At 45.2% G+C, this 20,940-nt stretch carries 26 protein-coding genes; 17 read left to right on the forward strand and 9 right to left on the reverse strand.

The window, feature by feature from the left end:
- Window positions 1-69: 69 nt before the first annotated feature.
- The gene (locus ABXS88_RS11915) at window positions 70-855 is read right to left on the reverse strand and encodes a Crp/Fnr family transcriptional regulator (RefSeq protein ID WP_353672264.1); all 786 of its coding nucleotides are present in this window, start codon (window positions 853-855) and stop codon (window positions 70-72) included.
- Between the two features lie 195 nt (window positions 856-1,050).
- Between ABXS88_RS11915 and ABXS88_RS11920 the strand changes: the two genes are divergently transcribed.
- From ABXS88_RS11920 to ABXS88_RS11950, 7 genes are all read left to right on the forward strand, one after another.
- Window positions 1,051-2,076, forward strand: a complete 1,026-nt coding sequence (locus ABXS88_RS11920) for a sulfate ABC transporter substrate-binding protein (protein ID WP_353672265.1) — start codon at window positions 1,051-1,053, stop codon at window positions 2,074-2,076.
- A gap of 133 nt (window positions 2,077-2,209) precedes the next feature.
- Window positions 2,210-2,506: an NIL domain-containing protein gene (locus ABXS88_RS11925; protein ID WP_353672266.1), complete on the forward strand. Its 297-nt coding sequence runs from the start codon at window positions 2,210-2,212 to the stop codon at window positions 2,504-2,506.
- Complete coding sequence (gene cysT / locus ABXS88_RS11930; protein ID WP_353672267.1) at window positions 2,506-3,378, forward strand: sulfate ABC transporter permease subunit CysT; 873 nt, start codon at window positions 2,506-2,508, stop codon at window positions 3,376-3,378. Before ABXS88_RS11925 ends, cysT begins: the two co-directional genes overlap by 1 nt.
- Window positions 3,365-4,174: a sulfate ABC transporter permease subunit CysW gene (cysW, locus tag ABXS88_RS11935; protein ID WP_353672268.1), complete on the forward strand. Its 810-nt coding sequence runs from the start codon at window positions 3,365-3,367 to the stop codon at window positions 4,172-4,174. Before cysT ends, cysW begins: the two co-directional genes overlap by 14 nt.
- A 48-nt stretch (window positions 4,175-4,222) precedes the next feature.
- Window positions 4,223-5,272: a sulfate ABC transporter ATP-binding protein gene (gene cysA, locus ABXS88_RS11940; RefSeq protein ID WP_353672269.1), complete on the forward strand. Its 1,050-nt coding sequence runs from the start codon at window positions 4,223-4,225 to the stop codon at window positions 5,270-5,272.
- Window positions 5,262-5,672 (forward strand): hypothetical protein, encoded by a 411-nt coding sequence (locus tag ABXS88_RS11945; RefSeq protein WP_353672270.1) that lies wholly within the window; start codon window positions 5,262-5,264, stop codon window positions 5,670-5,672. Before cysA ends, ABXS88_RS11945 begins: the two co-directional genes overlap by 11 nt.
- A 63-nt stretch (window positions 5,673-5,735) precedes the next feature.
- The gene (locus ABXS88_RS11950) at window positions 5,736-6,299 is read left to right on the forward strand and encodes a Crp/Fnr family transcriptional regulator (protein WP_353672271.1); all 564 of its coding nucleotides are present in this window, start codon (window positions 5,736-5,738) and stop codon (window positions 6,297-6,299) included.
- A gap of 12 nt (window positions 6,300-6,311) precedes the next feature.
- Here the strand turns inward: ABXS88_RS11950 and ABXS88_RS11955 are convergent, their stop codons facing one another.
- On the reverse strand, window positions 6,312-6,602 hold the full coding sequence (locus ABXS88_RS11955; protein ID WP_353672272.1) for an NIL domain-containing protein: 291 nt from the start codon (window positions 6,600-6,602) through the stop codon (window positions 6,312-6,314).
- A 65-nt stretch (window positions 6,603-6,667) separates the two neighbouring features.
- Here ABXS88_RS11955 and ABXS88_RS11960 point away from each other — a divergent pair, with 65 nt between their 5' ends.
- The 9 genes from ABXS88_RS11960 to ABXS88_RS12000 all read left to right on the forward strand — a co-directional run bounded on the left by ABXS88_RS11960 (window position 6,668) and on the right by ABXS88_RS12000 (window position 13,834).
- Window positions 6,668-7,225: an MgtC/SapB family protein gene (locus tag ABXS88_RS11960; protein ID WP_353672273.1), complete on the forward strand. Its 558-nt coding sequence runs from the start codon at window positions 6,668-6,670 to the stop codon at window positions 7,223-7,225.
- 535 nt (window positions 7,226-7,760) lie between these two features.
- Window positions 7,761-8,000 carry a hypothetical protein gene (locus tag ABXS88_RS11965; protein WP_353672274.1) on the forward strand — a complete coding sequence of 80 codons (240 nt, stop codon included), beginning with the start codon at window positions 7,761-7,763 and terminating at the stop codon, window positions 7,998-8,000.
- 5 nt (window positions 8,001-8,005) lie between these two features.
- The gene (locus tag ABXS88_RS11970; RefSeq protein ID WP_353672275.1) at window positions 8,006-8,806 is read left to right on the forward strand and encodes a hypothetical protein; all 801 of its coding nucleotides are present in this window, start codon (window positions 8,006-8,008) and stop codon (window positions 8,804-8,806) included.
- Between the two features lie 218 nt (window positions 8,807-9,024).
- The gene (locus ABXS88_RS11975; RefSeq protein WP_353672276.1) at window positions 9,025-10,017 is read left to right on the forward strand and encodes a sulfurtransferase; all 993 of its coding nucleotides are present in this window, start codon (window positions 9,025-9,027) and stop codon (window positions 10,015-10,017) included.
- A 222-nt stretch (window positions 10,018-10,239) separates the two neighbouring features.
- Window positions 10,240-10,767, forward strand: a complete 528-nt coding sequence (locus ABXS88_RS11980; protein ID WP_353672277.1) for a DUF4242 domain-containing protein — start codon at window positions 10,240-10,242, stop codon at window positions 10,765-10,767.
- 37 nt (window positions 10,768-10,804) lie between these two features.
- Window positions 10,805-11,881 (forward strand): acyl-CoA dehydrogenase family protein, encoded by a 1,077-nt coding sequence (locus ABXS88_RS11985; protein WP_353672278.1) that lies wholly within the window; start codon window positions 10,805-10,807, stop codon window positions 11,879-11,881.
- Window positions 11,882-11,914: 33 nt separating this feature from the next.
- Window positions 11,915-12,547, forward strand: a complete 633-nt coding sequence (locus ABXS88_RS11990) for an ATP-binding cassette domain-containing protein (protein WP_353672279.1) — start codon at window positions 11,915-11,917, stop codon at window positions 12,545-12,547.
- A 35-nt stretch (window positions 12,548-12,582) separates the two neighbouring features.
- Complete coding sequence (locus ABXS88_RS11995) at window positions 12,583-13,098, forward strand: ABC transporter permease subunit (RefSeq protein WP_353672280.1); 516 nt, start codon at window positions 12,583-12,585, stop codon at window positions 13,096-13,098.
- Window positions 13,099-13,255: 157 nt separating this feature from the next.
- Window positions 13,256-13,834 (forward strand): phosphatase PAP2 family protein, encoded by a 579-nt coding sequence (locus tag ABXS88_RS12000; RefSeq protein ID WP_353672281.1) that lies wholly within the window; start codon window positions 13,256-13,258, stop codon window positions 13,832-13,834.
- Here the strand turns inward: ABXS88_RS12000 and ABXS88_RS12005 are convergent.
- The 6 genes from ABXS88_RS12005 to ABXS88_RS12030 form a co-directional block, all read right to left on the reverse strand.
- On the reverse strand, window positions 13,793-14,566 hold the full coding sequence (locus ABXS88_RS12005; protein WP_353672282.1) for a class II glutamine amidotransferase: 774 nt from the start codon (window positions 14,564-14,566) through the stop codon (window positions 13,793-13,795). The genes ABXS88_RS12000 and ABXS88_RS12005 overlap by 42 nt on opposite strands.
- 119 nt (window positions 14,567-14,685) lie before the next feature.
- The gene (locus ABXS88_RS12010; protein WP_353672283.1) at window positions 14,686-15,390 is read right to left on the reverse strand and encodes a hypothetical protein; all 705 of its coding nucleotides are present in this window, start codon (window positions 15,388-15,390) and stop codon (window positions 14,686-14,688) included.
- A 56-nt stretch (window positions 15,391-15,446) separates the two neighbouring features.
- Window positions 15,447-15,905, reverse strand: coding sequence for a DUF202 domain-containing protein (locus ABXS88_RS12015; protein ID WP_353672284.1), 459 nt, complete (start codon window positions 15,903-15,905; stop codon window positions 15,447-15,449).
- A 24-nt stretch (window positions 15,906-15,929) separates the two neighbouring features.
- Window positions 15,930-16,574, reverse strand: coding sequence for a cadmium resistance transporter (locus ABXS88_RS12020; RefSeq protein WP_353672285.1), 645 nt, complete (start codon window positions 16,572-16,574; stop codon window positions 15,930-15,932).
- Between the two features lie 34 nt (window positions 16,575-16,608).
- Window positions 16,609-17,328 (reverse strand): cadmium resistance transporter, encoded by a 720-nt coding sequence (locus tag ABXS88_RS12025; RefSeq protein ID WP_353672286.1) that lies wholly within the window; start codon window positions 17,326-17,328, stop codon window positions 16,609-16,611.
- A 13-nt stretch (window positions 17,329-17,341) separates the two neighbouring features.
- The gene (locus ABXS88_RS12030; RefSeq protein WP_353672287.1) at window positions 17,342-18,832 is read right to left on the reverse strand and encodes an APC family permease; all 1,491 of its coding nucleotides are present in this window, start codon (window positions 18,830-18,832) and stop codon (window positions 17,342-17,344) included.
- A gap of 227 nt (window positions 18,833-19,059) precedes the next feature.
- On the opposite strand from ABXS88_RS12030, the gene ABXS88_RS12035 reads away from it, so the two are divergent.
- On the forward strand, window positions 19,060-19,989 hold the full coding sequence (locus ABXS88_RS12035; protein ID WP_353672288.1) for a LysR substrate-binding domain-containing protein: 930 nt from the start codon (window positions 19,060-19,062) through the stop codon (window positions 19,987-19,989).
- On the opposite strand, the gene ABXS88_RS12040 is transcribed toward ABXS88_RS12035, so the two are convergent.
- Entirely contained in the window at window positions 19,975-20,799 is an 825-nt protein-coding gene (locus ABXS88_RS12040; protein WP_353672289.1) for a prohibitin family protein, read from the reverse strand. The genes ABXS88_RS12035 and ABXS88_RS12040 overlap by 15 nt on opposite strands.
- Window positions 20,800-20,940: the final 141 nt, after the last annotated feature.

Raw genomic sequence — 20,940 nt, forward strand, 5'->3', positions numbered from 1 at the left:
ATGAGAGCAGATTGTCCCAACTGAGATGTACCCACAAACTCGAAGAGGCCTGATTAGCTGGCCTTTTGACTAGCGGAGGGGCCACCAAGATACTTTTTCTCGGGTTGCACTATAAACTTCCTTCAGGGCCTCCGGGGCCAATACCTGGATCAGGTCGTCTCCTTCTTCCTTACACAATTTAATAAATTCCATCTGTTGCATGCCCTTCAAAACCTGCTCCACTGTCCGCTGATTCAATTGACAGGCACGGGCGATCACATCAATGGGCAGATCAAAATGATAAATCCCCTTGGCATCGGGCTGATTCCCTAGCTCGCGTTCCTGGTAGATCAAGGCCCGCAGGAGTGTTGCGACGGCCTGGGGAGGATAGGCACTGCAATTGAGCAGATGATATTCAAATTTTTGGCTCAATTCAAAAATAAAGCGATAGCGCTCCCGAAAAAGCTCATGGTCTTCGTAGAGACGTTGAACCTGCTCTAAGGGAATCTTGAGCACATGGGTTGTCTTATAGGCCTCGACCAAGCAGGGAAAGGCCCGACTGGCCTGGCCATAACTAAACGGTAACGAGCGAAAGCCAAAACAACTGCCGGCGTAATTGATGGCAATGATGCGGTCGAGGGGGGTACTGCGGGTAATCACCAGGCCCTCGTCCAGGATGACGTAGAGAAAATCATGGAACTGCTCTGGCAAAAATGCCGTGTAGACCGGGCGGTTAGAAAACAGTTTTTCCAGCTTCAGGGCCTCCGGTGACAGGTAGCCAGCAAGCCAATCCTCAGAGAAATCCCGAAAAAGATGCGTCTGGTGAATCAGCTGAGAAAGGAGCGTCGGAGTGGGGGAAGAAGTTCGCTTTGCCATAACCCAAAGGAAAATGCTGAGACAAAAGGACAGAGCCTGCACAGAAAGCCTTTTCAAATCATGACACAAAGCTAATCAAGAACGGGCACGGCCACACCCGCACCAAGATCGACTCAGGAATGTGTTGTAATTTATTTTGAATTCGTGTAGTATTTGATTTCAGCACGGACTAATAACACTTAGATTTGAGTCACAATGAAGATTAAAGCCCTATACCCCGTGGGCCTACTGGCCGTTACGGCAGGCGTTGCAACACCCTTGGTTACCCAGTCTGCCTTCAGTCAACAGAAAGGCAAGGATGTGGAAATTACCCTGGTTTCCTATGCGGTCACCCGGAGTGCCTACGAAAAAATCATTCCCAAATTCGCCGCTAAATGGGAAAAAGAGAAAGGCCAGAAAGTGACCTTTAAACAGAGCTATGGGGGGTCTGGTTCCCAAACCCGAGCCGTCATTGATGGTCTAGAAGCGGATGTCGTGCAATTGGCCCTAGAATCCGACGTCGATAGAATCCAAAAAGCCGGCCTAATCAATCCCGGTTGGCAAAAGGAAGCTCCCAACAATGGCATTGTGACGAAATCTGTCGTTGCGCTGGTAACTCGGCCCGGCAATCCCAAAAAAATTAAGGACTGGCGTGACCTGGGTCGCGATGATGTCAAGACAATTACAGCCAACCCCAAAACCTCAGGGGTAGCCCGCTGGAACTTTATAGGCCTGTGGGGCTCTGTAACCCAAACCGGTGGCAGTGAAGCTAAGGCCAGAGAATTCACGACCAAGGTTTATAACAATGTTCCGGTTCTGCCCAAGGATGCCCGAGAAGCGTCGGATACTTTCTATAAGCAAAACCAAGGGGATGTCCTGCTCAACTACGAAAATGAAGTTCTGCTGGCTAAATCCAAGGGAGAAACGGAACCCTTCATTGTCCCGCCGGTGAATATTTCCATTGATGCCCCCGTAGCTGTTGTGGATAAGGTAGCCAATAAACGGGGTACCCAGGAAGTAGCGACGGCTTTTGTGAAATACCTCTACACCCCCGAGGCCCAGGAAGAATTCGCCAAGGCGGGCTTCCGGCCGGTTAATGCAACGGTGGCCAGCAAATATGCCAGCAAATTCCCCAAAGTACCCAAGCTCTACACCATTTCTGCCTTTGGCGGTTGGGATAAGGTGCAGGACAAGTTCTTTAAAGACGGTGGTATTTTCGACCAAGTCTTTAAAGCCAAATAGGTAACGTTCTTTGGGTGGGCGATTGATTCATTAAGACATCAGGTGTTCCCCATTTCTAGCGTGGGGAACTTTCTCGTCACTATTCATTTTCTGCTAATTCCCAATTGCTATGTTCTAATCCCAGGAGGTTGTTATGGCCACTGTTAAAATTACTGCCTTAGATACCGAGCATCCCTCTCGTTTGGCCCAAACGCGCATCCGCATCCAAATTCCCCGCCAATACCAGCAAGACCCGATCATCTCGCAATTAGCGACCCGTTATCACCTGGAAATTAACATCCTGGCGGCGATTCTAGGGGCCAACGGCAAGGAAAGTGGCTGGTTTGACCTCCACCTCGTGGGAACAGAAAAAAATATCCAAGATGCCCTGGTCTACCTCGGAGACCTCAATATCAATATTATTTCCGATCTGGAAACCGACGGTTGGTAATGACTCATTTGACTGAAGTAGCCTCAAAATTCCTGGCCCCCCAGCCACGTCCGTGGTTGGGACTGATCGGCTCTCGTTTTTCGCCCCCTTGGGCCGTTACACTTATCTATTTGTTATTTCTACTGATTCTGCCCATTGCGGCCCTGACGACTAAATCGCTTTCCTTGGGCTGGGGCCGTTTCTGGGAAATTGCCACCTCCGACATTGCTCTTTCGGCCTACGACGTTACCTTTGTCACGGCCTTGGCGGCCGGGGCCATTAATGGCCTGTTGGGAACTATCGTCGCCTGGGTTTTGGTGCGTTACCAGTTCCCCGGTAAAAAAATTGTTGATGCCGCTGTGGATTTACCCTTCGCCCTACCGACTTCCGTTGCCGGGTTAGTCTTGGCTACGGTCTATAGCGACAATGGTTGGATTGGCCAGTTATTTGCCCCCTTTGGCATTCGCATTGCCTTTACCCGCCTGGGGGTGTTTGTGGCCATGTTGTTTATTTCCTTACCTTTTATCGTGCGGACACTCCAGCCCGTGCTTCAAGAAATGGAAGAAGAGGCTGAAGAAGCGGCCTGGTCGTTGGGGGCAACGGAATGGCAAACCTTTTGGCGGGTTATTTTTCCGCCCCTATTACCGCCGATTTTGACGGGCATTGCCCTGGGCTTTTCGCGAGCAGTGGGGGAATACGGTTCCGTAGTGATCGTGGCCTCCAACATTCCTTTCAAAGATTTGATTGCCCCGGTGTTAGTCTTCCAGCGCCTAGAGGAATACGACTACGAAGGCGCTACGGTGATCGGTGCGGTTCTGCTCCTAGTCTCCCTTGTTTTACTCCTCGTGATTAATCTCTTACAACAGTGGGGTCGTCGTTATGCCGTGGATTAAACCGAAATATCTTCTCATTGCCCTAGCCCTGGCTTACTTAGGCCTAATCCTCGTTATCCCCGTCGTTTCCGTTTTCTACGAAGCCTTTCATAACGGTCTGGGACAATTCTTAACCACCATGAAAGACGATAATTTTTTAGCAGCAGTACGTCTTACTTTGATTATTGCGCTCATTGCCGTTCCTCTCAACACGGTGTTTGGCCTCTGTGCAGCCTGGGTTTTGGCGCGTAATCAATTTCCCGGCCGGGCTCTGTTTCTCAGTGTGCTGGATTTACCCTTCTCCATTTCTCCCGTAGTTGCGGGTTTAATGATTGTTCTGCTCTACGGACAAAAGGGCTGGATTGGCTCATTTTTCCACGAAGCCGATATTAAAATTCTTTTTGCCATTCCCGGCATGACCATTGCCACCATTTTTGTCACCCTGCCCTTTGTGGCCCGAGAGGTGATTCCGGTCTTAGAGGAAATGGGGCCAGAGCAGGAGGAAGCCGCTCGAATTCTGGGCGCTAAGGATTGGCAAATTTTCTGGCGGGTTACTTTACCCAATATTCGTTGGGGCTTGCTCTACGGAGTATTGCTGACCAACGCTCGGGCCATGGGGGAGTTTGGTGCGGTTTCGGTGGTTTCCGGCAGTATCTTGGGACAAACCAGTACCCTGCCTATTTTTGTAGAACAAGAATACAAAAACTATCAAACAGAAGCCGCCTTCAGTGCCGCTGTCGTCTTAGCGTTACTGGCCGCCGTCACCCTAGTGCTCAAGGAAATCCTTGAACGATACACCGGTCACCACTCAAAATAACCTTCCGTATTGCTTGTAAACATCGCTAGTTTCTAGGACTTATCTTTCATGAGCATTATTATTAGCAAAGTTGAAAAAAACTTTGGTAGTTTCAAAGCCCTATCCGAGATTAATTTGGAAATTCCTGATGGTAAACTAGTGGCTCTCTTGGGCCCATCAGGGTCAGGTAAATCAACGCTTTTGCGGACTATTGCCGGCTTGGAGAAGCCCGACCAAGGCCAAATTATTATCAATGGCCAGGACACAACTCACATCGATATTCGTAAACGAAACATTGGTTTTGTTTTTCAACACTATGCTCTTTTCAAACATCTGACCATTCGTCAAAATATTGCCTTTGGCCTAGATATTCGCAAGCATCCTAAAAACCAGATAAAACAACGGGTTCAAGAACTCTTGGGCCTAATCCAGTTAGAAGGCCTGGGAGACCGCTATCCTTCCCAATTATCTGGTGGCCAAAGACAACGGGTGGCCCTGGCCCGGGCCCTGGCCGTACAACCCCAAGTTCTGTTGCTAGATGAACCCTTTGGGGCCCTGGACGCTAAAGTGCGGAAGGAACTGCGGAGTTGGTTGCGGCAATTGCACGATGAAGTTCATCTAACGAGCGTATTTGTGACCCACGACCAGGAAGAAGCCATGGAAGTAGCCGATGAGATTGTGGTGATGAACCAGGGCAAGATTGAGCAGATTGGCTCCCCCGCAGAGATTTATGACCATCCCGCAACGCCGTTTGTGATGGAATTTATTGGCGAAGTCAATATTTTGTCGCCGACAGCGAATCTTTTCCAAAATCATCCCGAAATCAACACCAATGAATTTCCCCGTCATGCCTCAGCTTCGGTGTTTGTTCGTCCCCATGATGTGGGTATCCAGACGGCTCCTGATGAGGTAACGAGTCCAGCCGTAGTGAAACGCATTATCCATTTGGGTTGGGAAATTCAGGTGGAATTAAGTTTGAATGATCAAGCGATAGTTGTAGCTCACCTAAGTCGGGAACAGTTCAACGAGCTTCGCTTAGAAGTGAGTCAATCAGTCTATATCAAACCCCGCCAAAGTAAATTCTTTTCTGAAAACGGATTTCTCACCTATGCCATCTAGTTTTCCCGCCTTCATAAACCAACGTTTTTGGGCTTTAATACTTATTTTTCTAGGATTTTTATTATCCCCTGCTTGCTGGTGGAATGATCTATTGATTAATCTACCTTTAGCTTATGTCTTTGGCCGCTTCTGTAGTTGGTTTATTCCTCAGTTACTTTTACCTGGGGTAATTCTTGGTTATTGGTTCTCTAACTTAGTGGGTATTGTCTTAATGCATATCGGTGCCCAGCAAGCTTTTCAGAAAGGGAATCAAAACGTATCACTCCAAGACCAAATCAAGTCAGGCCTAATCACCTCTACTACGTTTACCTTAGTGATTCTCAGTCTTGCTTACTTTCAAGTTGTTGATCTCTCAAACTATATTCCCAGTGAATTATTTGCAGTTGAACCAGTATCTTAGCTGAGCTCTATGCTCGCAAGAAATAGTATTCATTTCTTGTTTGATCCACCTTCCTAATTTGAAATGCCTCAATCTATTGCTAGCTCATTAAAAAATTTCACTACGAGAACTTTATTACCTCATAAAAATAATTGCTTCTGGAAAATAGAAAGTGGTATTGTTCGTACTTTCACTTGGTTAGAGGATGGTACTCTGGTGACTCTTGGGCTATGGGGGCCTGGAGATATTGTTGGCAAGAATTTTGCTAGCATTACGCCCTATAAGTTGGAATGCCTAACGCCAGTTCAAGCCTCTCTAATTTTGCAAAACCATGATGAACTGATTGAGATGCTGGTTGCTCATATTCAGCAAATGAATGAACTGGCTGTTGTTCGTCGCCAAAAAACCGTTGATAAAATGCTATTTCAGTTTCTTAAATACTTAGCTAATAAATTTGGCAAGATGACCACAAAAGGGCAATTGATTGATATTCGTTTAACTCATCAGGATTTAGCAGATTTATTGGGAACTAGCCGCGTCACCATTACCCGATGCCTAGGACAACTAGAAGATCAAAAATTGATCAATCGCCAAGTATTAAGGGGAATTGTCATTCCAGAGGATGAAATTTGGCACTATGAAATTTGAAATCTATCGGGGTCAGTAGTGCCAACTATCACCAGCAAAATTTGAACGAACTCTAAAATCAATATTGGCTGTCTTTAAATAAGCCAAGGCTTTCTCAATTTTCTGGGGAGTTCTTCTCATTTCTAATTCAAATCTCCCTGCTTCTTGACGATTATCTAAAAAATCCGCTTTTGTTATATTGACAACCAAGTCATAATAGGCAATCAGTTTATAAATAATTGGAGTTGATTTATAAGAATAAGGGATTGATAAGCCAAGCCTAATTGTAACTAGATTTTTATTGAAGGAGCTAACTTCTCTCATTCTTTTTTTAAAGATAACAATGTGTTTTTATCCACCTTACCACATACTAAAAAAGTAGGTTGATTATGGAAGCAATGTTTTTAGTAGCGAGCGATTGGCATAGTATTGCATTTCGTCTTTGCTTAGCTTTATTGGTTGGCTGCTTAATTGGAATCAATCGCCAAAAAGGTGGACGGCCCGCTGGCATGAGAACCTTTATGTTAGTCAGTATGGGATCGGCTCTGTTTGTAATGATTCCTTTGCAGGCGGAGGGGGATAGCGCGTTTGCTGCAACCAATGCCCTAAGTCGAACTATTCAAGGCGTAAGCTCTGGGGTTGGCTTTATCGGTGCAGGTCTGATTCTGCAACAATCTGATCATCGAAACCAGACTAAAGTGCGCGGTTTGACTACGGCCGCTTCTATCTGGATTGCTGCCGCTTTAGGAGCAACGATTGGTTGTGGACTATGGCAAACGGGACTATTAGGTGGCTTTTTAACCCTATTAGTACTAAGTGGAGTAAAACGCCTACGACGCTGGATATTAATTGCCCTAGGAAAGCGTCGGCAAGCCCAGCTTTTAGAGCTAGAAGAGTTGTCTGAGCCAGAACAAAATGAGTATTTTTTTAACCAAGAACTATTATAGTACATGATTCACTCAGAGATGAATAAGTCCTTGTGGAAGATAGATCTTTTCCGCTTTTCACAAGTGTAATTTTCACTTTTAAGCTTAAAATAAATACTAGAATTAACCTCCCAGCGATCCAACAAATCAGTGCCTCTATCTTGGGAAGTATCACTCTGTAGTGATAATAATTTTCTCTTGAGTTGAAAACTTAAGTTCATTATTTAACTCAACCCCTTGGGAAAAAAGACTTTTATATAAAACCAATAGACAATTTGGGATACGAATCTCAAAGAGAAGTCAATCCAGGAATATTAAGGTCTTATTAGTTTTTGTTAAATTGACGACAAAATTTATCCTTTTGTTTAAATCTTTAGTCAAAATAGTATAGCCAATGTAACTCGGCCCTTTAAAAAGAGCAATAAAGGCTAAAAAATTGTTGTCTATAACACAATTTCTTGTCTTTTCCTAGAGACTATGCCAAGCTTAATAAACACTTAAAAACAATTCCCATCGGATTAGTGTATTTTGCAGATAATTATTAAGGATTGTAACAATGGAAGATGTTTCTTTGAGTTTTTCTCGTCAGTCTAGAGGTAAATCAACTCTTAATCGTAAGGGAATCTATAAATTGTGGTGGCATATTCGAGCCTACGCTATTATCGCTGGTATCCTAGTTCTTGGACTACTGAAATTAACAACACTCGTTTTCGTTGATAGTCTTGTCATGCTAAAATCTTTACAAGGATTCAAGCGAAAAAATAAAATAGCAACAAAGATCGCTTTATTTCCCTAAAAATAATGAAACAGCTTAAATCTCGTTCTCACGATTTACGGACGTTATTTGAGCGAGAGATTACAGCCGAATACATCGCTGAGCCTCTGCAAACTCTACCCGCAGAATTGGCAATTGTTGAGGGCCTAGTCAGAATGGAGCAAAAGGACTTTGATGTGATGGGGGTAGAGCATCAGGGCCTAATCACAGGCTATTTAGAACGAGGGGTCTTGATTACACCGGGATTAACGACCTGTCAAGACTACCAAACGGTCTTCAAGCTTCAGGATCTCGTCTCAGCCGGAACCCCTCTGATCAAGTTACTCCCCATCTTTAAACAAACCCATCGTTTATTTGTCTTAGAAGGTAATGTCGTGACTAGTATTATCACCCAGGGTGATCTGCAAAAGGCACCGGTACGAATGCTGTTGTTTAGCCAAGTAACGTTGCTAGAGATGAATCTGCTCCGTCTCATTCGACTCTATTACCCCGGAGATTCTTGGCAATCGGTTCTCAAAAGTGATCGGGTAGAACTTGCTCAACGCCATTTACAGGGTAGTCAAGCTAGAAATGAGGTAATTAGCTTATTAGACTATCTACAGTTTTGTGATAAGCGTGACCTAGTGCTCCGTCACCCCGATCTCTTTAAGAAATTAAAATTTCCGTCTAGAAATGCCGGAGAGTATCTTTTCAAGTCGGCGGAAAAATTACGAAATTGCTTGGCCCATGCCCAGGATTTAGTCCATGACTCCACTTGGTCAGAACTCATTACCTTAGCTGAAGGAATTGAATCCCTGCTCATTCGCTGTGAAGCAATCGGATCATAATTGCTCATATCAAACAAGGTATATCCTAAGAGTGTCTTCTATTAATTTTTGATATTAAAAAGCCTATTTTTATTGACTCTAGGTATTTATTTTAAATAAATTTAAAACATATTTAATTGCACCAATTGATGGTAGTACTTGATGTGACTTATACAACATCTAAATAAAATAAATCATGCTATCTTTTAAGGAGTTTCTATAATCCTTAGATTCATTGTATGCTTCGAAAATTACTTCTATTGTGGTCTAAGGTAGGCAAACAAATCAATTCTCTAGCCTACAGAATCATTTCCGTCATTTTCGGGATAACCTTATTTCTTGCTTTAGGCATTTCAGCTTCCAACTCAGCAAACCCTAGTAGTTCTATCCAGTTTGTTTCCCCTAGCTGGGTTCAAGAGCACTTGAGTGACCCTAAGCTTAGAATTCTCGACGTTCGCATTAATCCCTTGGAATACATTGATGGACATCTACCCCAAGCGGTCAATATTGCTGACAATAACTTTCGCGGCCCCAATGGTTTTCTTCCAGTTCAGTACTGGGAAACAGCAAAAATAGGTAGCTTACTCTCCAAGGCAGGAGTTAGTAACAACAATAAAGTACTAGTCTATTCCGATGGTAATAATGTTCTTGGTGCAACAATGGTTGCCTATTTACTAGAACGTTCTGGTGCGAAGGATATTGCTGTCTTAGACGGCGGCTTCAAAGGCTACAAAGATGCGAAAGAAAATGTGACGAAGGAATTCCCTCGCTATAAAAATGGGAACTTTACCCTCAAAGATAACGAAAATATTCGTATTAGCTTATCAGAGCTAGAAAAGCTGATCGGTAAACCGGGAGTAGTAATTATCGATCCACGTCCCCCAGAGTTATTTGAGGGTAAAACCAATCTTTGGGTAAGAAACGGGCATATTCCAGGGGCCAAAAATATTCCTTGGCCCACTTTTACTGAAGCCAATAATCCCGATGAGGCCCTCAAGAACCCTCACCAGCTAAAATCCCTTGATGCAATCAAAAAAATTCTTGCCGACCGAAATATAAAACTCAGCGACAATATTATTGTTTCCTGTAGCACTGGTCGGGAAGCAACCTTGCAATACGTTGTCCTGAAACATTTGTTGGGTTATCCTAAGGTTAGAATTTATGAAGGCTCGTGGACAGAATATAGTACCACAAACTTGCCTGTTGAAACTGGCCCAGAAAGAGCAGTATAAACAGTAATCAAACAGAATCCAAGATAGCATTTACCTACTTTTTAAGGATTTTAATAGTAGGTATTTTCTGCATCAAGAAAACAATATGATCACTCCTTTTGCCTTGAATTCAGTCTTAAAAATATTTAAACATACTTCTAACAAATGACTTGACAAGAAAAAGATTAGTGAATAACATAAAATACAGTATCCCGATAAATAAAGTGTATTTCTTTTAAAGTCATGGTGCTATATCTTGTCGAATCAGAAATTCAAGAACTAGGTATTGAGCAAATCAAAGAATCCATTGAGCACATTTCTCAACTCATTGCACCGGATGCCGGCAAAGTGGTTGAAGTACAAGTCGGCGAAGATTTAAAGCGTTTATTTATTGTTGTTGATGCTGATAACCAAGAATCAGCAAAAAATAGCATCGAGCACGCTGGCTTCCCTGTTCATTTGCTCAAAGAAGTTCGCTTGATCGGGCAGGATTTGGTGACTCTAAGCAAACGCAAAGCTAAGGCGAACTATTTGGTTGAATGGAATTTGCCTCCGGGATTAACCATGGAGCTATATCTGGCTCGTAAAGCCGAAAAGACGCCGCTTTATGAACAAATTCCCAGTGTTCAATTTGAAAGAACCTACGTTTGTGAAGATTTGAGTAAATGTCTTTGTTTCTACGACAGCCCTAATGAAGTGACGGTAAAACAAGCACGAGATATTGTCAGCGCTCCGATTGACCGTCTAACTCCCATTCAAAATCTTTATTAGCTCATCCTATTTGTTTATTTTTCAGGAACTTGAGACCATGCTTGCACAACAAGAACGAGTTCAATCCTTGCTTTCTAATCATGCCCATGCTTTAAATGATGGTTCTGGAGGAGCGAATGTTGGTCATTCCCTGGGGTTATTAGGAGAAGTGGGATGGTTGGGTTATGGTGTCCCCTCGGGATTAGGGGGCCAGGAAGGCTCGATAGCAGAGGCGGTAGAGGCGATTGCCCTAGTTTCTGAAGTTTGTCTCACCAGTGGCTTTTCCTTTTGGTGCCAAAGGGCGGTGATTGGGTACTTGGCACATTCTGACAACGCTTGGCTCAAATACCACATTTTGCCGCTACTACTGCGAGGAGAAATGTCTGGGGCAACGGGCCTGTCCAATGCCATGAAGCATTTAGCTGGGCTGGAAAAACTACGCATAGAGGGACGCATTCATGGGGATTCAGTTACTGTCAATGGATTCTTGCCCTGGGTTTCAAATCTTAAGCCTTATCAATTCCTGCTGGTCGTTGCCGCAGAGACCCGTCAAGGAGACTCTCTCGTTGTTGCCGTTCCGGCCGACACCCATGGTGTTAACAGGGGCAGGGATCTCAAGCTAATTGGACTTCAGGGGGCCTGGACAAGCACGATTAATCTCGATAATGTGCAACTTTCTTCGGATTGGATTATTAGCCACAATGCGCAACAGTTTTTAGCAACCATTCGACCTCAATTTTTGCTATTACAGTGCGGCCTGGCTTTAGGCATTACCCGTAAATCCTTGTTGGAAGTTAGCTATTGCCTTCAGCAAACTAAAAAAAGCCTTAGCCACCGCTATCGTCAGAAGTATGAGCAATTACTTGCCCTGGAAGAAACCTTAAGAAACTTAAGTACATGGGAATACCATGATCTTGCTCAAGTCTGTCGGTTGTTTCAACTGAGAATCGACCTAACACGCCTAGCCGTCGAGTCCGTCAGCTTAGAATTAGAAGCCCAGGGAGGTAGTGCATATATTCGTTCTAGTTCTACGGCCAGACGATTGCAAGAAGTTGCTTTTTTACCCGTTTTAACCCCTAGCTTGGTTCAGCTTGAGCAAGAACTTCATCGCCATAATTTAACCGCTATTGGTTAGTTGTTGGTCTTTATTTCCATAGGGTTCTCTATCATGTCACGCTTACCAACTGCTCCCTCTGCTCCAGACTTGCTTGCAATACCGGTGGATGCTAAGCCCATTCTTAAAGTCGTCGATCTCGGTTTAGCGTATCACCATCGACAAAAAGTTTCTCCCATTTTTGAGGGGATTCATCTAGACATTTACCCAGGGGAAGTAGTGTGCTTACTGGGGGCAAGTGGATGCGGAAAATCTTCTCTGTTATCTGCCGTCGCTGGTTTTGTGAGTCAGGGCCATCCTCAAGCAACCGTTAGACACTGGGGGCAGACTTATCTACAGTCCGAGCCCTTACAGGCCCCTGATCCGCGGATTGCCGTCGTCTTTCAAGATGCAACCTTATTACCCTGGTTGACAGTTTGGCAGAATGTAGCCTGGGGATTACAGTTACGGGCGATGCCGCGGTTATCCCGTTCAGAACTGCGAGAGCGGGTAGGCGAAGCACTGTTGAGCGTTAATTTACAGGGCTTTGAGTCGAGCTACCCCCGTCAGCTATCAGGCGGTATGGCCCAACGAGTCGCCTTGGCCAGGGCCCTGGCCCGTCATCCGACCCTACTCCTGCTGGATGAACCCTTTAGTGCGCTAGATGTCATTACTCGTTTAGAAATGCAAGTTTACAACGGGTTTTAGTCAGCCTTCTCTTGGCCACTATTGTCGGGATTCCTTTGGGAATTTTATTAGGATTATTTAAAGGCATTGAAAAATCAACCTCAGTCCTTTTTCAATTTATTCGTATGATTTTTCCCCTATTCTGGATGCCGATTGCCGTTATGGTCTTTGGCATTGGGGATGCACCGATCTATTTTTTATTGACCATCGCTGCTGTCTGGCCCATTATTCTCAATACAAGCATGGGAGTCGTCTCCGTTGATAGACACTGGTTATTGTTGTCGAAAAGTCTCTGCGCCAATGCCTTAGAAGCTTTAACCCAGGTTATTGTACCTGCTATTATTGCCCATATTTTAACGGGATTACGCCTAGCTGTTGGTATCATTTGGATTGTGCTAGTTCCAGCGGAAATGCTAGGAGTGACCTCGGGCCTAGGTTACTATATCTTAGATACAAGAGACCGTTTGGATTACTCTGAGCTAGTAGCAGTTATTTTGATAATTGGTGTTATTGGCTATGGTTTAGATACTTTCTTAAGGTTGATGCACCAAGCCTGGGCTCATCATCGTTAGCTCTAAATAAAACCAGTTTTTGTTTTTTTTAACTTCAATTCTGGTATTAGCTCTTCTAAAATTTATGGCGCTTTCCCAAGATTACTCTTCTTTTAAAAAAAGATTATTTAGCGTAAAGTGTGTCAGTTATGCTGGCTTTGTTTTTATATGCTCTATTGTGTTTATTAGTCTAGTAATTACTGTTCATTACAATCCCTTGGGTCTGGGCTGGGATCAAGCTATTCTCATTGCACTGCATCAAACTCATCAACCGATTCTAGACCACTGGGCTAAAATCTTGACGGATTTAGGAATCTGGATTGTAACGGCACCTGTCTTGGGACTCATTGCCTTAATTTTGACCTATCAACAGCAATGGCAAAAGGGAGTTTATATTGCAATCACTGTCTTTGGTGCGATCCCTCTCAGCTACGGGCTAAAACATCTTTTTAATCGTCCTCGTCCCCACCTCTGGTCTAGTGATGTAGCCTGGCCGACTAATCCTTCCTTTCCCAGTGGCCATGCTTTCTCTAGTATGATGTTTGTGACTTTAATAATTCTCCTGTGGCCTTGGAGGGGACGGACTTGGGTCGTGCTAGCGGGAAGTCTTTTTGTCATCTTGATTGGCTGGACAAGACTGTACCTTGGGGTTCACTATCCGAGTGATATTTTGGCTGGTTGGAGTATAGCAATTGCCTGGTGTGTGAGTGTTTATCTAATCTATTCGCCGGGGCAGACCATCCAAAAAGACGAGTAATTCTCCGGGTTGAATCGTTGTCCATACTTCATTGTCTGTAAGGGGCAAGGTGGCAATAATTGCAACTCGGTCATCAGGATTTGTTAAGGCCTGAAAATCAACGGTAATATCTTCATCAATCAAATGAGCCGCTGCAAAAGGGGCCTGGCGAATCAGATAACTTAAATTGGTTGTACAGTGACAAAATAAATATTCTCCATTAGATAATAAATAGTTAAAAATGCCCTTTTCTGCTAATCCTTTGGTTACTTGATTAATGACTGTATAAAGATCAAGTAAAGCCGGTTGGCCCTGGGGGAAAGTTTCCCGTAATGTTTCTAACATTATACAGAAAGCCTTCTCACTATCTGTGCTACCAACAGGCTGATATACCCCCCGTAAAGATGGGTTAAAATTTTCCAAGTGACCATTGTGGGCAAAAACCCAATATTGGCCCCATAACTCTCGTTGAAAGGGATGACAATTTTCGAGTCCGACTTCTCCTTGAGTAGCCTTGCGAATATGGGCAATTACCTGGGTTGATTTAATGGGATATTGTTTAACCAATTGGGCTATGGGAGAAACAATTGAAGGATAGTCATCTAAAAAAAGCCGACAACCCCGATCTTCAAAAAAAGCAATTCCCCAACCATCTCGATGTTCATCGGTTTTTCCTCCCCTTGCACAAAAGCCTTCAAAGGAAAAGCAAATATCCGTGGGCACATTGCTATTCATTCCGAGTAATTGACACATACAACTCCTGCGACCTGATCCGTTCCATATATCAGGCTTCAATTGTAGGAAAATTTCCCACTAAAATGCTTCAGTGTCAATAGGAATCACTCAAATTGCTTTGTGTCATTCAGTTAAAACTAAGAAGAGAGGGAACTATTCTCCTGTTTGGAAAAACCCCAAATAAATAGCAACACAATTACTGATAAGACGAGCCATTCTGGTGGTACATAGCTGGGAAGTAGAGCCTTAGAGAGAAGACGCACCCCTACCCAAAAAATTGTTAGGTAAGCGGCATCCTGAAGATAGGTAAAGCGATTGAGCCATTCAATAAAGAGTTCTGCCAAAAAACGTAGGGCAATTACCCCGACTAGGCCCCCCATCAGCACCAACCAGGTTTGATCCGAAATAGCGATCGCTGTCGTGACACTATCCAAAGAAAAGACTAAATCTGTGACGGCAATTAAGGGAATGATTTGCCAATAGGATGATCTTGGCTCCTGAACGGTGAGCATTTCATCTTCTGGTTCCGCTTCTCCCGCTAGACGTTGCCAAAAATATTTACCTGTTAACCCTAAGAGATAAAGGGCTCCTACGACCTGGAATTGCCAAAATTGAACAATCCAAGTTGCCATTAAAATTAGTAAAATACGCAGTAAAAAAGCGCCTCCCAAGCCCCAGTTAAGAACCCGCTTTTGGTACTTTTCTTCTGGTAAATGCTGAACTAAGGCTGCTAAAGCTACAGCATTATCTGCAGAAAGGATAGTTTCTAAAGCAACTAGGGAGAGTAAAACCCCAATGGTGTTAGGAACGAGATTGCTATTGAGGGAGAAGGGGTCTGGCATAGTCAAAAAATATCAATAATAAAGGTGAGGATAAAAAATGATCAAAATACTCGGAACTATTCAAAAACGAAACTACTGAGGGGGCTTAAGGGGGCCGTAAAAAAGTAATATACAACCCCCGAGCCTAATAATAAAATTGCCAGGCTAAAAAGAATGACCCAACGATCAGCAGGCTCGTAGGTATCTTCATCAATATCATGGCGTACTGCAAAATAATGCTGAGTTGACAATAAAACAGTCAATAACCCAATAATCGAAAAGACTAACCCTAATCGCCAGCCATTTCCCGGAGTTTGCAGGGCCGGAGGATGAAAAAGACGCAAACGAGCAATCAAAACTCCAAACCCCATTAAGGCCACTGCGCTTCGCATCCAGGCTAGATAGGTTCGCTCGTTGGCCAGGTGGTCACGCACTCGAGACGAGTTACGGCGCTTAGGTTTTTCGAGTTCCTGGGCATCTTGACCTAGGGTTTTTGGGGGATTTTTAGAGGCCATATTTTTGAACAATAAAAACATAAAATCTCCTAATAGTAGTGGTTGTTAACGGGGGATGAGCAGAGCATAACTCCGGTTTTCCCAGACAATAAAACAGCCCAGAGCAATTAAAACAAAGGGCACAATTCGTTTCCCTCGATGGGTCAGTATTTTAGCGATCAGGGTATGGCGCGTTAGCCAGTAGGCAACTGCACACCACAGGCCGACGAGAGAGAAGAAAAGACTCAGTACGATTAGTAAACCCGGCCCATTAAGACTGGCAAAGAAGGGCACGTAAATACCGATATTGTCCCCACCATTGGCAAAGGTAATCGTTGCCACACTATAGGTAAACGGGGTTAATTTATGTTTGAGAAAACCGGTGGAGGAATTAGGCGTGACGGTGTGTAGTTCGGAAACGGTTTCAACCTCCAGGCCCTGCCAGAGTTGTTTAGCGCCAATGGCAATGGGCAGAAACCCCAGGAGTCCAATCCACGCCTTAGGAATCACTAAACCTCCGATAAATCCCGGTAAACTTAACAGAATGATTAAGGAAAATCCTAGATATTGACCAATAATTAATTGATGAATGTGTAACTTGGGATTGGCTTTAACCTGGCTAAAGAGAAACATCAAAATTAGGATATCATCGATATTGGTTGCCGCAAAGGAAGAAATCGCTGTCAAGGTAATCTGTAGCAACCAATCCATAGTCAATGGGCCATCAATCCTAAGGGGTTAAAATTTATTCCTTCTTACTGGCTAAAATAGGAACTTCAGAAGACCGTAGTAAGCTTAGTAGGCCACAACCACCGACGATTAAGGTTAAGACCGTCAAGCCTCGATTTTCGAGGGTATGGCTGTCAATGAGGATTAAAATCCCCAAGGCAATGAGTACGAAAGGAACCAGTAAATTGCCATAGCGGGTTAAATTTTCCGCCAAGACTTTAATTTTGGTGAGTTGGTAGGCGGCATAACACCAGATACCTACCAGAACAAAGAACTCACTGAGAATAATGGTGAGACTTTCCCAGGAGCTACTGGCAAAGAGCGGCATATAGATGCCAATATTATCACCGCCATTGGCAAAGGTGATGGCCGCTACCCCGTAGGTTTGGGGAGAGAGCAAGCCGCCGAAGGGTTTTCCCTCTACCAGGGACAGATTTTCTGCCTCCTCGTCATCGTCCTCCTGATTGAGTAACCGACTCGCTCCCAGAAGAATGGGCACTAATCCCAGCAAACCGATCCAGGGCCGGGGAAACAGCATCCTTCCAATAAAGCCGGGCAGACTGGCTAACACCAGAGCCGTAAACCCGAGGTATTGGCCTGCTACGATTTGCCGACGACGAAGCCCGGCATTGACTTGGGTAAAAAAGAGTAACAGGATCAGGATGTCATCAAGATTGGTGGCGCAAAAGGCCGAGATACCGGTGGGAATTGCTGTTAAAAAACCGAGTTCATTCATGGGGTTGAGCACTTTAATCTTGGTAGGAACGGAGGGTGGAGGTCGCAAGAAGGGCTTCTTCCTGGCGCACAAATTGGTCGTGCATTTCGTGAATATGGCGTTGCATCCGTCGGGCCAGACCGGGAAAACGTAGACGCTGAATGGTAAACCAACCACAGGTCACTGCTAGGTAAAGCATGAAGAGGTAAGGGAAAAAGCTATAGGGGGCTTCGGGAACAGGAAAGAGGGGACTACCTTCAATGCCGATACTGCCTAACAAGGGAAGCATCATAAAGAGGACGGCGGCCGCAGAGATTCCCAGATCGCGACGTTTGAGTTTATTGATCTTGTAGAGATAGACCGGAGCGGCAATGGAAATCAGCATATACACCGTCAGAAACCCATAGCTGGCGATCGCGCCGAGATAGCCCATGCTGTCAAAGAGCTTGACCCCATTGAAGGCCATCGCGGTGGGAACGGAGAACAGAATCAAAGAACAGAGAGTAACGGCATTGTGGGGGGTACGATTGGCGGCATGGGTCGAACCCAGGGAGGCGTGAAACAAACCATGACGAGCCATCATGAAGAAGATCCGGGCCGCCGGGTTAATACTACCCAACACGCAGGCAAAGAAGCTAAAGAGAGCGCCAATGGCCACCAACTCTCCCAGGAATCCGACTCCCGCTTGCTGAGAGAGGAAGGTCAACGGCGTTTCAGAATCGGTGATGGCCATGCCCGTGTCCCGGAAGCCCAAAATCTCAATATAGGCTGTGCTGACAAAGAAGAAACCGGCTAAAACCACACTACCCAGTAGTGCCCGAGGGATGGTTTTTAAAGGACTCTTGGCCTCATCTCCGAGGGAAGTGGCACTTTCAAAGCCGGAAAAGCCAAACATAACCAGAACGAGGCCCATGGCTACCTGACCAGGCTTCACATCCTGCAACGTTAACTGGGCCATATCTAGGGCAAATCCCTGGTGGGCCCAGATAATCAGCGCCAAGGCCACGATCAGCACCAGGGAAATCCCTTCTAGCCAGAGCATTGCCACTGCCGATAATTGAATATCTTTGTAGGCGGCATACCAAGCAATCCCCGCGCCAATGGCCAGAAGGGTAATACTAGCGGGATGAAGGCCCCAGTGCCCTAACAAGGTGGTACTAAAATTTGCCAAACCGCACAGCACAGACATTCCAGTAAAGAGATAAGCCAGCACCAGGCTCCAACCGCAAATAACACCGGCCATCGGGCCAAGGCCCTGGGCAATGTAGGAATAGAGGGAACCGGGAGAAGCCGAACGGCTAGCAAACTGGTTGATGTTGAGGCTGACCAAAACTAGGCCGATCAAACCGAGGGTAAAACTCAGCCAGGTACCATTCCCAGCAAGCGCCACAATCAAGCCCAGGTTAGACGCCGGAATCGTCGTTGGTGCAATGACCGCAAAGGATTGGGCAAGCACTTCTCCAAAGGACAAACAATTAGGCTTTAGTCCATGGGCACTGCGAGTGGTAGAAGGAAGACTGGTCATCGGCTATTTCTCTCATCGAGTTAGGTGATTGAGAAATCCCTTACGGAAAATCTGGATATTTCCTCAGAGGAAACATCTCTTCACTCTAGAGAGACGGATCAAGGAGATCAAACACTCTTGTTTGTTAAATCCATAAACAAAAGTAATGGATAGAGATCGAATGAGAGTAAAATGTTTTGAAATTCAATTTCATTTGAATCAAAGTTTGATTAGGGTGCGCCTCTTAGATGACCTTTGAGCAATTACGGATTTTTATGGCTGTGGCCGAGCATCTCCATTTCACCCACGCCGCTGATGCCCTCTACATTACTCAACCCGCTGTTAGTGCCGCGATTCACAGTTTGGAAACGGAATATGGGCTTAAATTATTCCATCGCATTGGCCGCCGGATTGAGATAACAGACGCGGGAAAATTACTCCAGGTAGAGGCCCGGAAGATTCTGGATCAGGTCAAGCTGACGGAACGAGGGTTACGGGAATTTAACCAGCTTCAGCAGGGGGAGCTAAACCTAGGGGCCAGCTTTACCGTGGGAAATTACTGGTTACCAGAAAAAATTAGTCGATTTAGGCACAACTATCCAGGCATTACCATCCATTGCACTCTAGCTAACGCCGATGATATTTGTACCGGGACAGCGTCGGGCCTCTACGATCTAGGCCTCATTGCTGGGGAAGTTAAACCCGTTCAGAGAAAAGTTCTCGAAGAAGAAACCGTGGGGGGCGATCGCCTAGAAATTATCGTTGGGAAGGAGCATCCCTGGTTTGAGCACCCCGTCGTCAAAACCGAGGAACTGCTAAAAACCAGTTGGGTCATGCGGGAACCCGGCTCCGGTACTCAGCAAATGTTTGAGCAGGCCCTGGCCCGTTGGGGCATTCTTCCCAGTGAACTGGAAATTATTTTGATTTTTAAAAGTAGCGAAATGGTCAAAGCGGTTGTGGAAAGCGGTGTTGGTGCAACGGCATTACCAGAATTAATGGTCAAGAAAGAACTACGACTTAAAACCCTAAAGGCTATTAAAGTTATTGATGCTTCCGGCACTGTGATGGCTAAAATTACCCGCCCCATCTTGCAACTCAAACATTGTCAACGGTTTCAGACCAGGGCCGCCAAGGCCTTTGAAGCGCTCCTGCTCGACCCCTCATCAGGAACCCGCTAACGTTTCCCAATGACTGAGATCCAATAGCTGATTGCCTGGCTCCCCCATAATCATAGGAAGTTTCCCGTTCCATTTTTTAATGGCCTGGGCCTGTAAAATTTCTGGGGTTAAGGTTCCTTTAAGAATTTCATTGGCTCTCGCCTCTCCTTGGGCTAACCTTACTTTTGCCTCTGCTTTTCGAGCGGCCTTGATAGTCAAAAATTCTGCCCGTTTGGCTTCCTGTTCAGCAATTTGCTTGGCTTCAACGGCATCACGAAAGCCCTCCGAAAAGTTTACCTGTACCAAGGCAATGTCATCCACCGCCACATGATAGGCTTGTAAACGCGCCATGAGAAGACGGTCTATCTCGGCTTTGACCTGAGTCCGTTGGGTAATGATTTCCTCGGCGGTGTAGTGAGCAATCGCCGTTTTGAGGGCCTCAATCATCGTGGGTTCCACAATACTGGTAGATACTTGGGCCAGAATACCGACTTGCTCAAAGATTTGGGGCACGAAAGCCGGGAGCAAATGCCAGTTGAGAGTCAGTTGGGCCGTAACATCCTGCAGATCTCGAGAAGCAACCGAGGCAAAGATATCCTGTTTCTGGACACGAATGCTAAGTTTTTCTACGGTTTGCGCCAAGGGCAGAATCGGATGTAGGCCCTCCTCCAGTACCGAAGTCTTCACCCGGCCAAACTCCATTAAAACGCCTCGTTCCCCGGCCGGAATAACAACAAAGAAACACGAGAGAAAGGCCAAGATGAGCAGGCTTATCAGTACCTGAAAGGCAATTAAGGCCTCTCTCGAACGACGAGCGGCAGGATTCGACATACAACATCCACCCCAGGGAGTGGGGCTCCTATACAGTATCAAGTTTTTATCAAAACACAAAGGCGCTTTGCTTGAGATTAAATTACAGATGATTTACAAAACAATCTCATGTAATATGGATAAAGCGTTGGCACAACCATC

The sequence above is a fragment of the Synechocystis sp. LKSZ1 genome (assembly GCF_040436315.1).
Lineage (GTDB): Bacteria > Cyanobacteriota > Cyanobacteriia > Cyanobacteriales > Microcystaceae > Synechocystis.

What these genes read in the sequence shown, in the direction of transcription:
- ABXS88_RS11915 (WP_353672264.1), bottom strand. Translation starts at nt 855, where the DNA reads ATGGCAAAGCGAACTTCTTCCCCCACTCCGACGCTCCTTTCTCAGCTG.
- ABXS88_RS11920 (WP_353672265.1), top strand. Translation starts at nt 1,051, where the DNA reads ATGAAGATTAAAGCCCTATACCCCGTGGGCCTACTGGCCGTTACGGCA.
- ABXS88_RS11925 (WP_353672266.1), top strand. Translation starts at nt 2,210, where the DNA reads ATGGCCACTGTTAAAATTACTGCCTTAGATACCGAGCATCCCTCTCGT.
- cysT (WP_353672267.1), top strand. Translation starts at nt 2,506, where the DNA reads ATGACTCATTTGACTGAAGTAGCCTCAAAATTCCTGGCCCCCCAGCCA.
- cysW (WP_353672268.1), top strand. Translation starts at nt 3,365, where the DNA reads ATGCCGTGGATTAAACCGAAATATCTTCTCATTGCCCTAGCCCTGGCT.
- cysA (WP_353672269.1), top strand. Translation starts at nt 4,223, where the DNA reads ATGAGCATTATTATTAGCAAAGTTGAAAAAAACTTTGGTAGTTTCAAA.
- ABXS88_RS11945 (WP_353672270.1), top strand. Translation starts at nt 5,262, where the DNA reads ATGCCATCTAGTTTTCCCGCCTTCATAAACCAACGTTTTTGGGCTTTA.
- ABXS88_RS11950 (WP_353672271.1), top strand. Translation starts at nt 5,736, where the DNA reads ATGCCTCAATCTATTGCTAGCTCATTAAAAAATTTCACTACGAGAACT.
- ABXS88_RS11955 (WP_353672272.1), bottom strand. Translation starts at nt 6,602, where the DNA reads ATGAGAGAAGTTAGCTCCTTCAATAAAAATCTAGTTACAATTAGGCTT.
- ABXS88_RS11960 (WP_353672273.1), top strand. Translation starts at nt 6,668, where the DNA reads ATGGAAGCAATGTTTTTAGTAGCGAGCGATTGGCATAGTATTGCATTT.
- ABXS88_RS11965 (WP_353672274.1), top strand. Translation starts at nt 7,761, where the DNA reads ATGGAAGATGTTTCTTTGAGTTTTTCTCGTCAGTCTAGAGGTAAATCA.
- ABXS88_RS11970 (WP_353672275.1), top strand. Translation starts at nt 8,006, where the DNA reads ATGAAACAGCTTAAATCTCGTTCTCACGATTTACGGACGTTATTTGAG.
- ABXS88_RS11975 (WP_353672276.1), top strand. Translation starts at nt 9,025, where the DNA reads ATGCTTCGAAAATTACTTCTATTGTGGTCTAAGGTAGGCAAACAAATC.
- ABXS88_RS11980 (WP_353672277.1), top strand. Translation starts at nt 10,240, where the DNA reads ATGGTGCTATATCTTGTCGAATCAGAAATTCAAGAACTAGGTATTGAG.
- ABXS88_RS11985 (WP_353672278.1), top strand. Translation starts at nt 10,805, where the DNA reads ATGCTTGCACAACAAGAACGAGTTCAATCCTTGCTTTCTAATCATGCC.
- ABXS88_RS11990 (WP_353672279.1), top strand. Translation starts at nt 11,915, where the DNA reads ATGTCACGCTTACCAACTGCTCCCTCTGCTCCAGACTTGCTTGCAATA.
- ABXS88_RS12005 (WP_353672282.1), bottom strand. Translation starts at nt 14,566, where the DNA reads ATGTGTCAATTACTCGGAATGAATAGCAATGTGCCCACGGATATTTGC.
- ABXS88_RS12010 (WP_353672283.1), bottom strand. Translation starts at nt 15,390, where the DNA reads ATGCCAGACCCCTTCTCCCTCAATAGCAATCTCGTTCCTAACACCATT.
- ABXS88_RS12015 (WP_353672284.1), bottom strand. Translation starts at nt 15,905, where the DNA reads ATGTTTTTATTGTTCAAAAATATGGCCTCTAAAAATCCCCCAAAAACC.
- ABXS88_RS12020 (WP_353672285.1), bottom strand. Translation starts at nt 16,574, where the DNA reads ATGGATTGGTTGCTACAGATTACCTTGACAGCGATTTCTTCCTTTGCG.
- ABXS88_RS12025 (WP_353672286.1), bottom strand. Translation starts at nt 17,328, where the DNA reads ATGAATGAACTCGGTTTTTTAACAGCAATTCCCACCGGTATCTCGGCC.
- ABXS88_RS12030 (WP_353672287.1), bottom strand. Translation starts at nt 18,832, where the DNA reads ATGACCAGTCTTCCTTCTACCACTCGCAGTGCCCATGGACTAAAGCCT.
- ABXS88_RS12035 (WP_353672288.1), top strand. Translation starts at nt 19,060, where the DNA reads ATGACCTTTGAGCAATTACGGATTTTTATGGCTGTGGCCGAGCATCTC.
- ABXS88_RS12040 (WP_353672289.1), bottom strand. Translation starts at nt 20,799, where the DNA reads ATGTCGAATCCTGCCGCTCGTCGTTCGAGAGAGGCCTTAATTGCCTTT.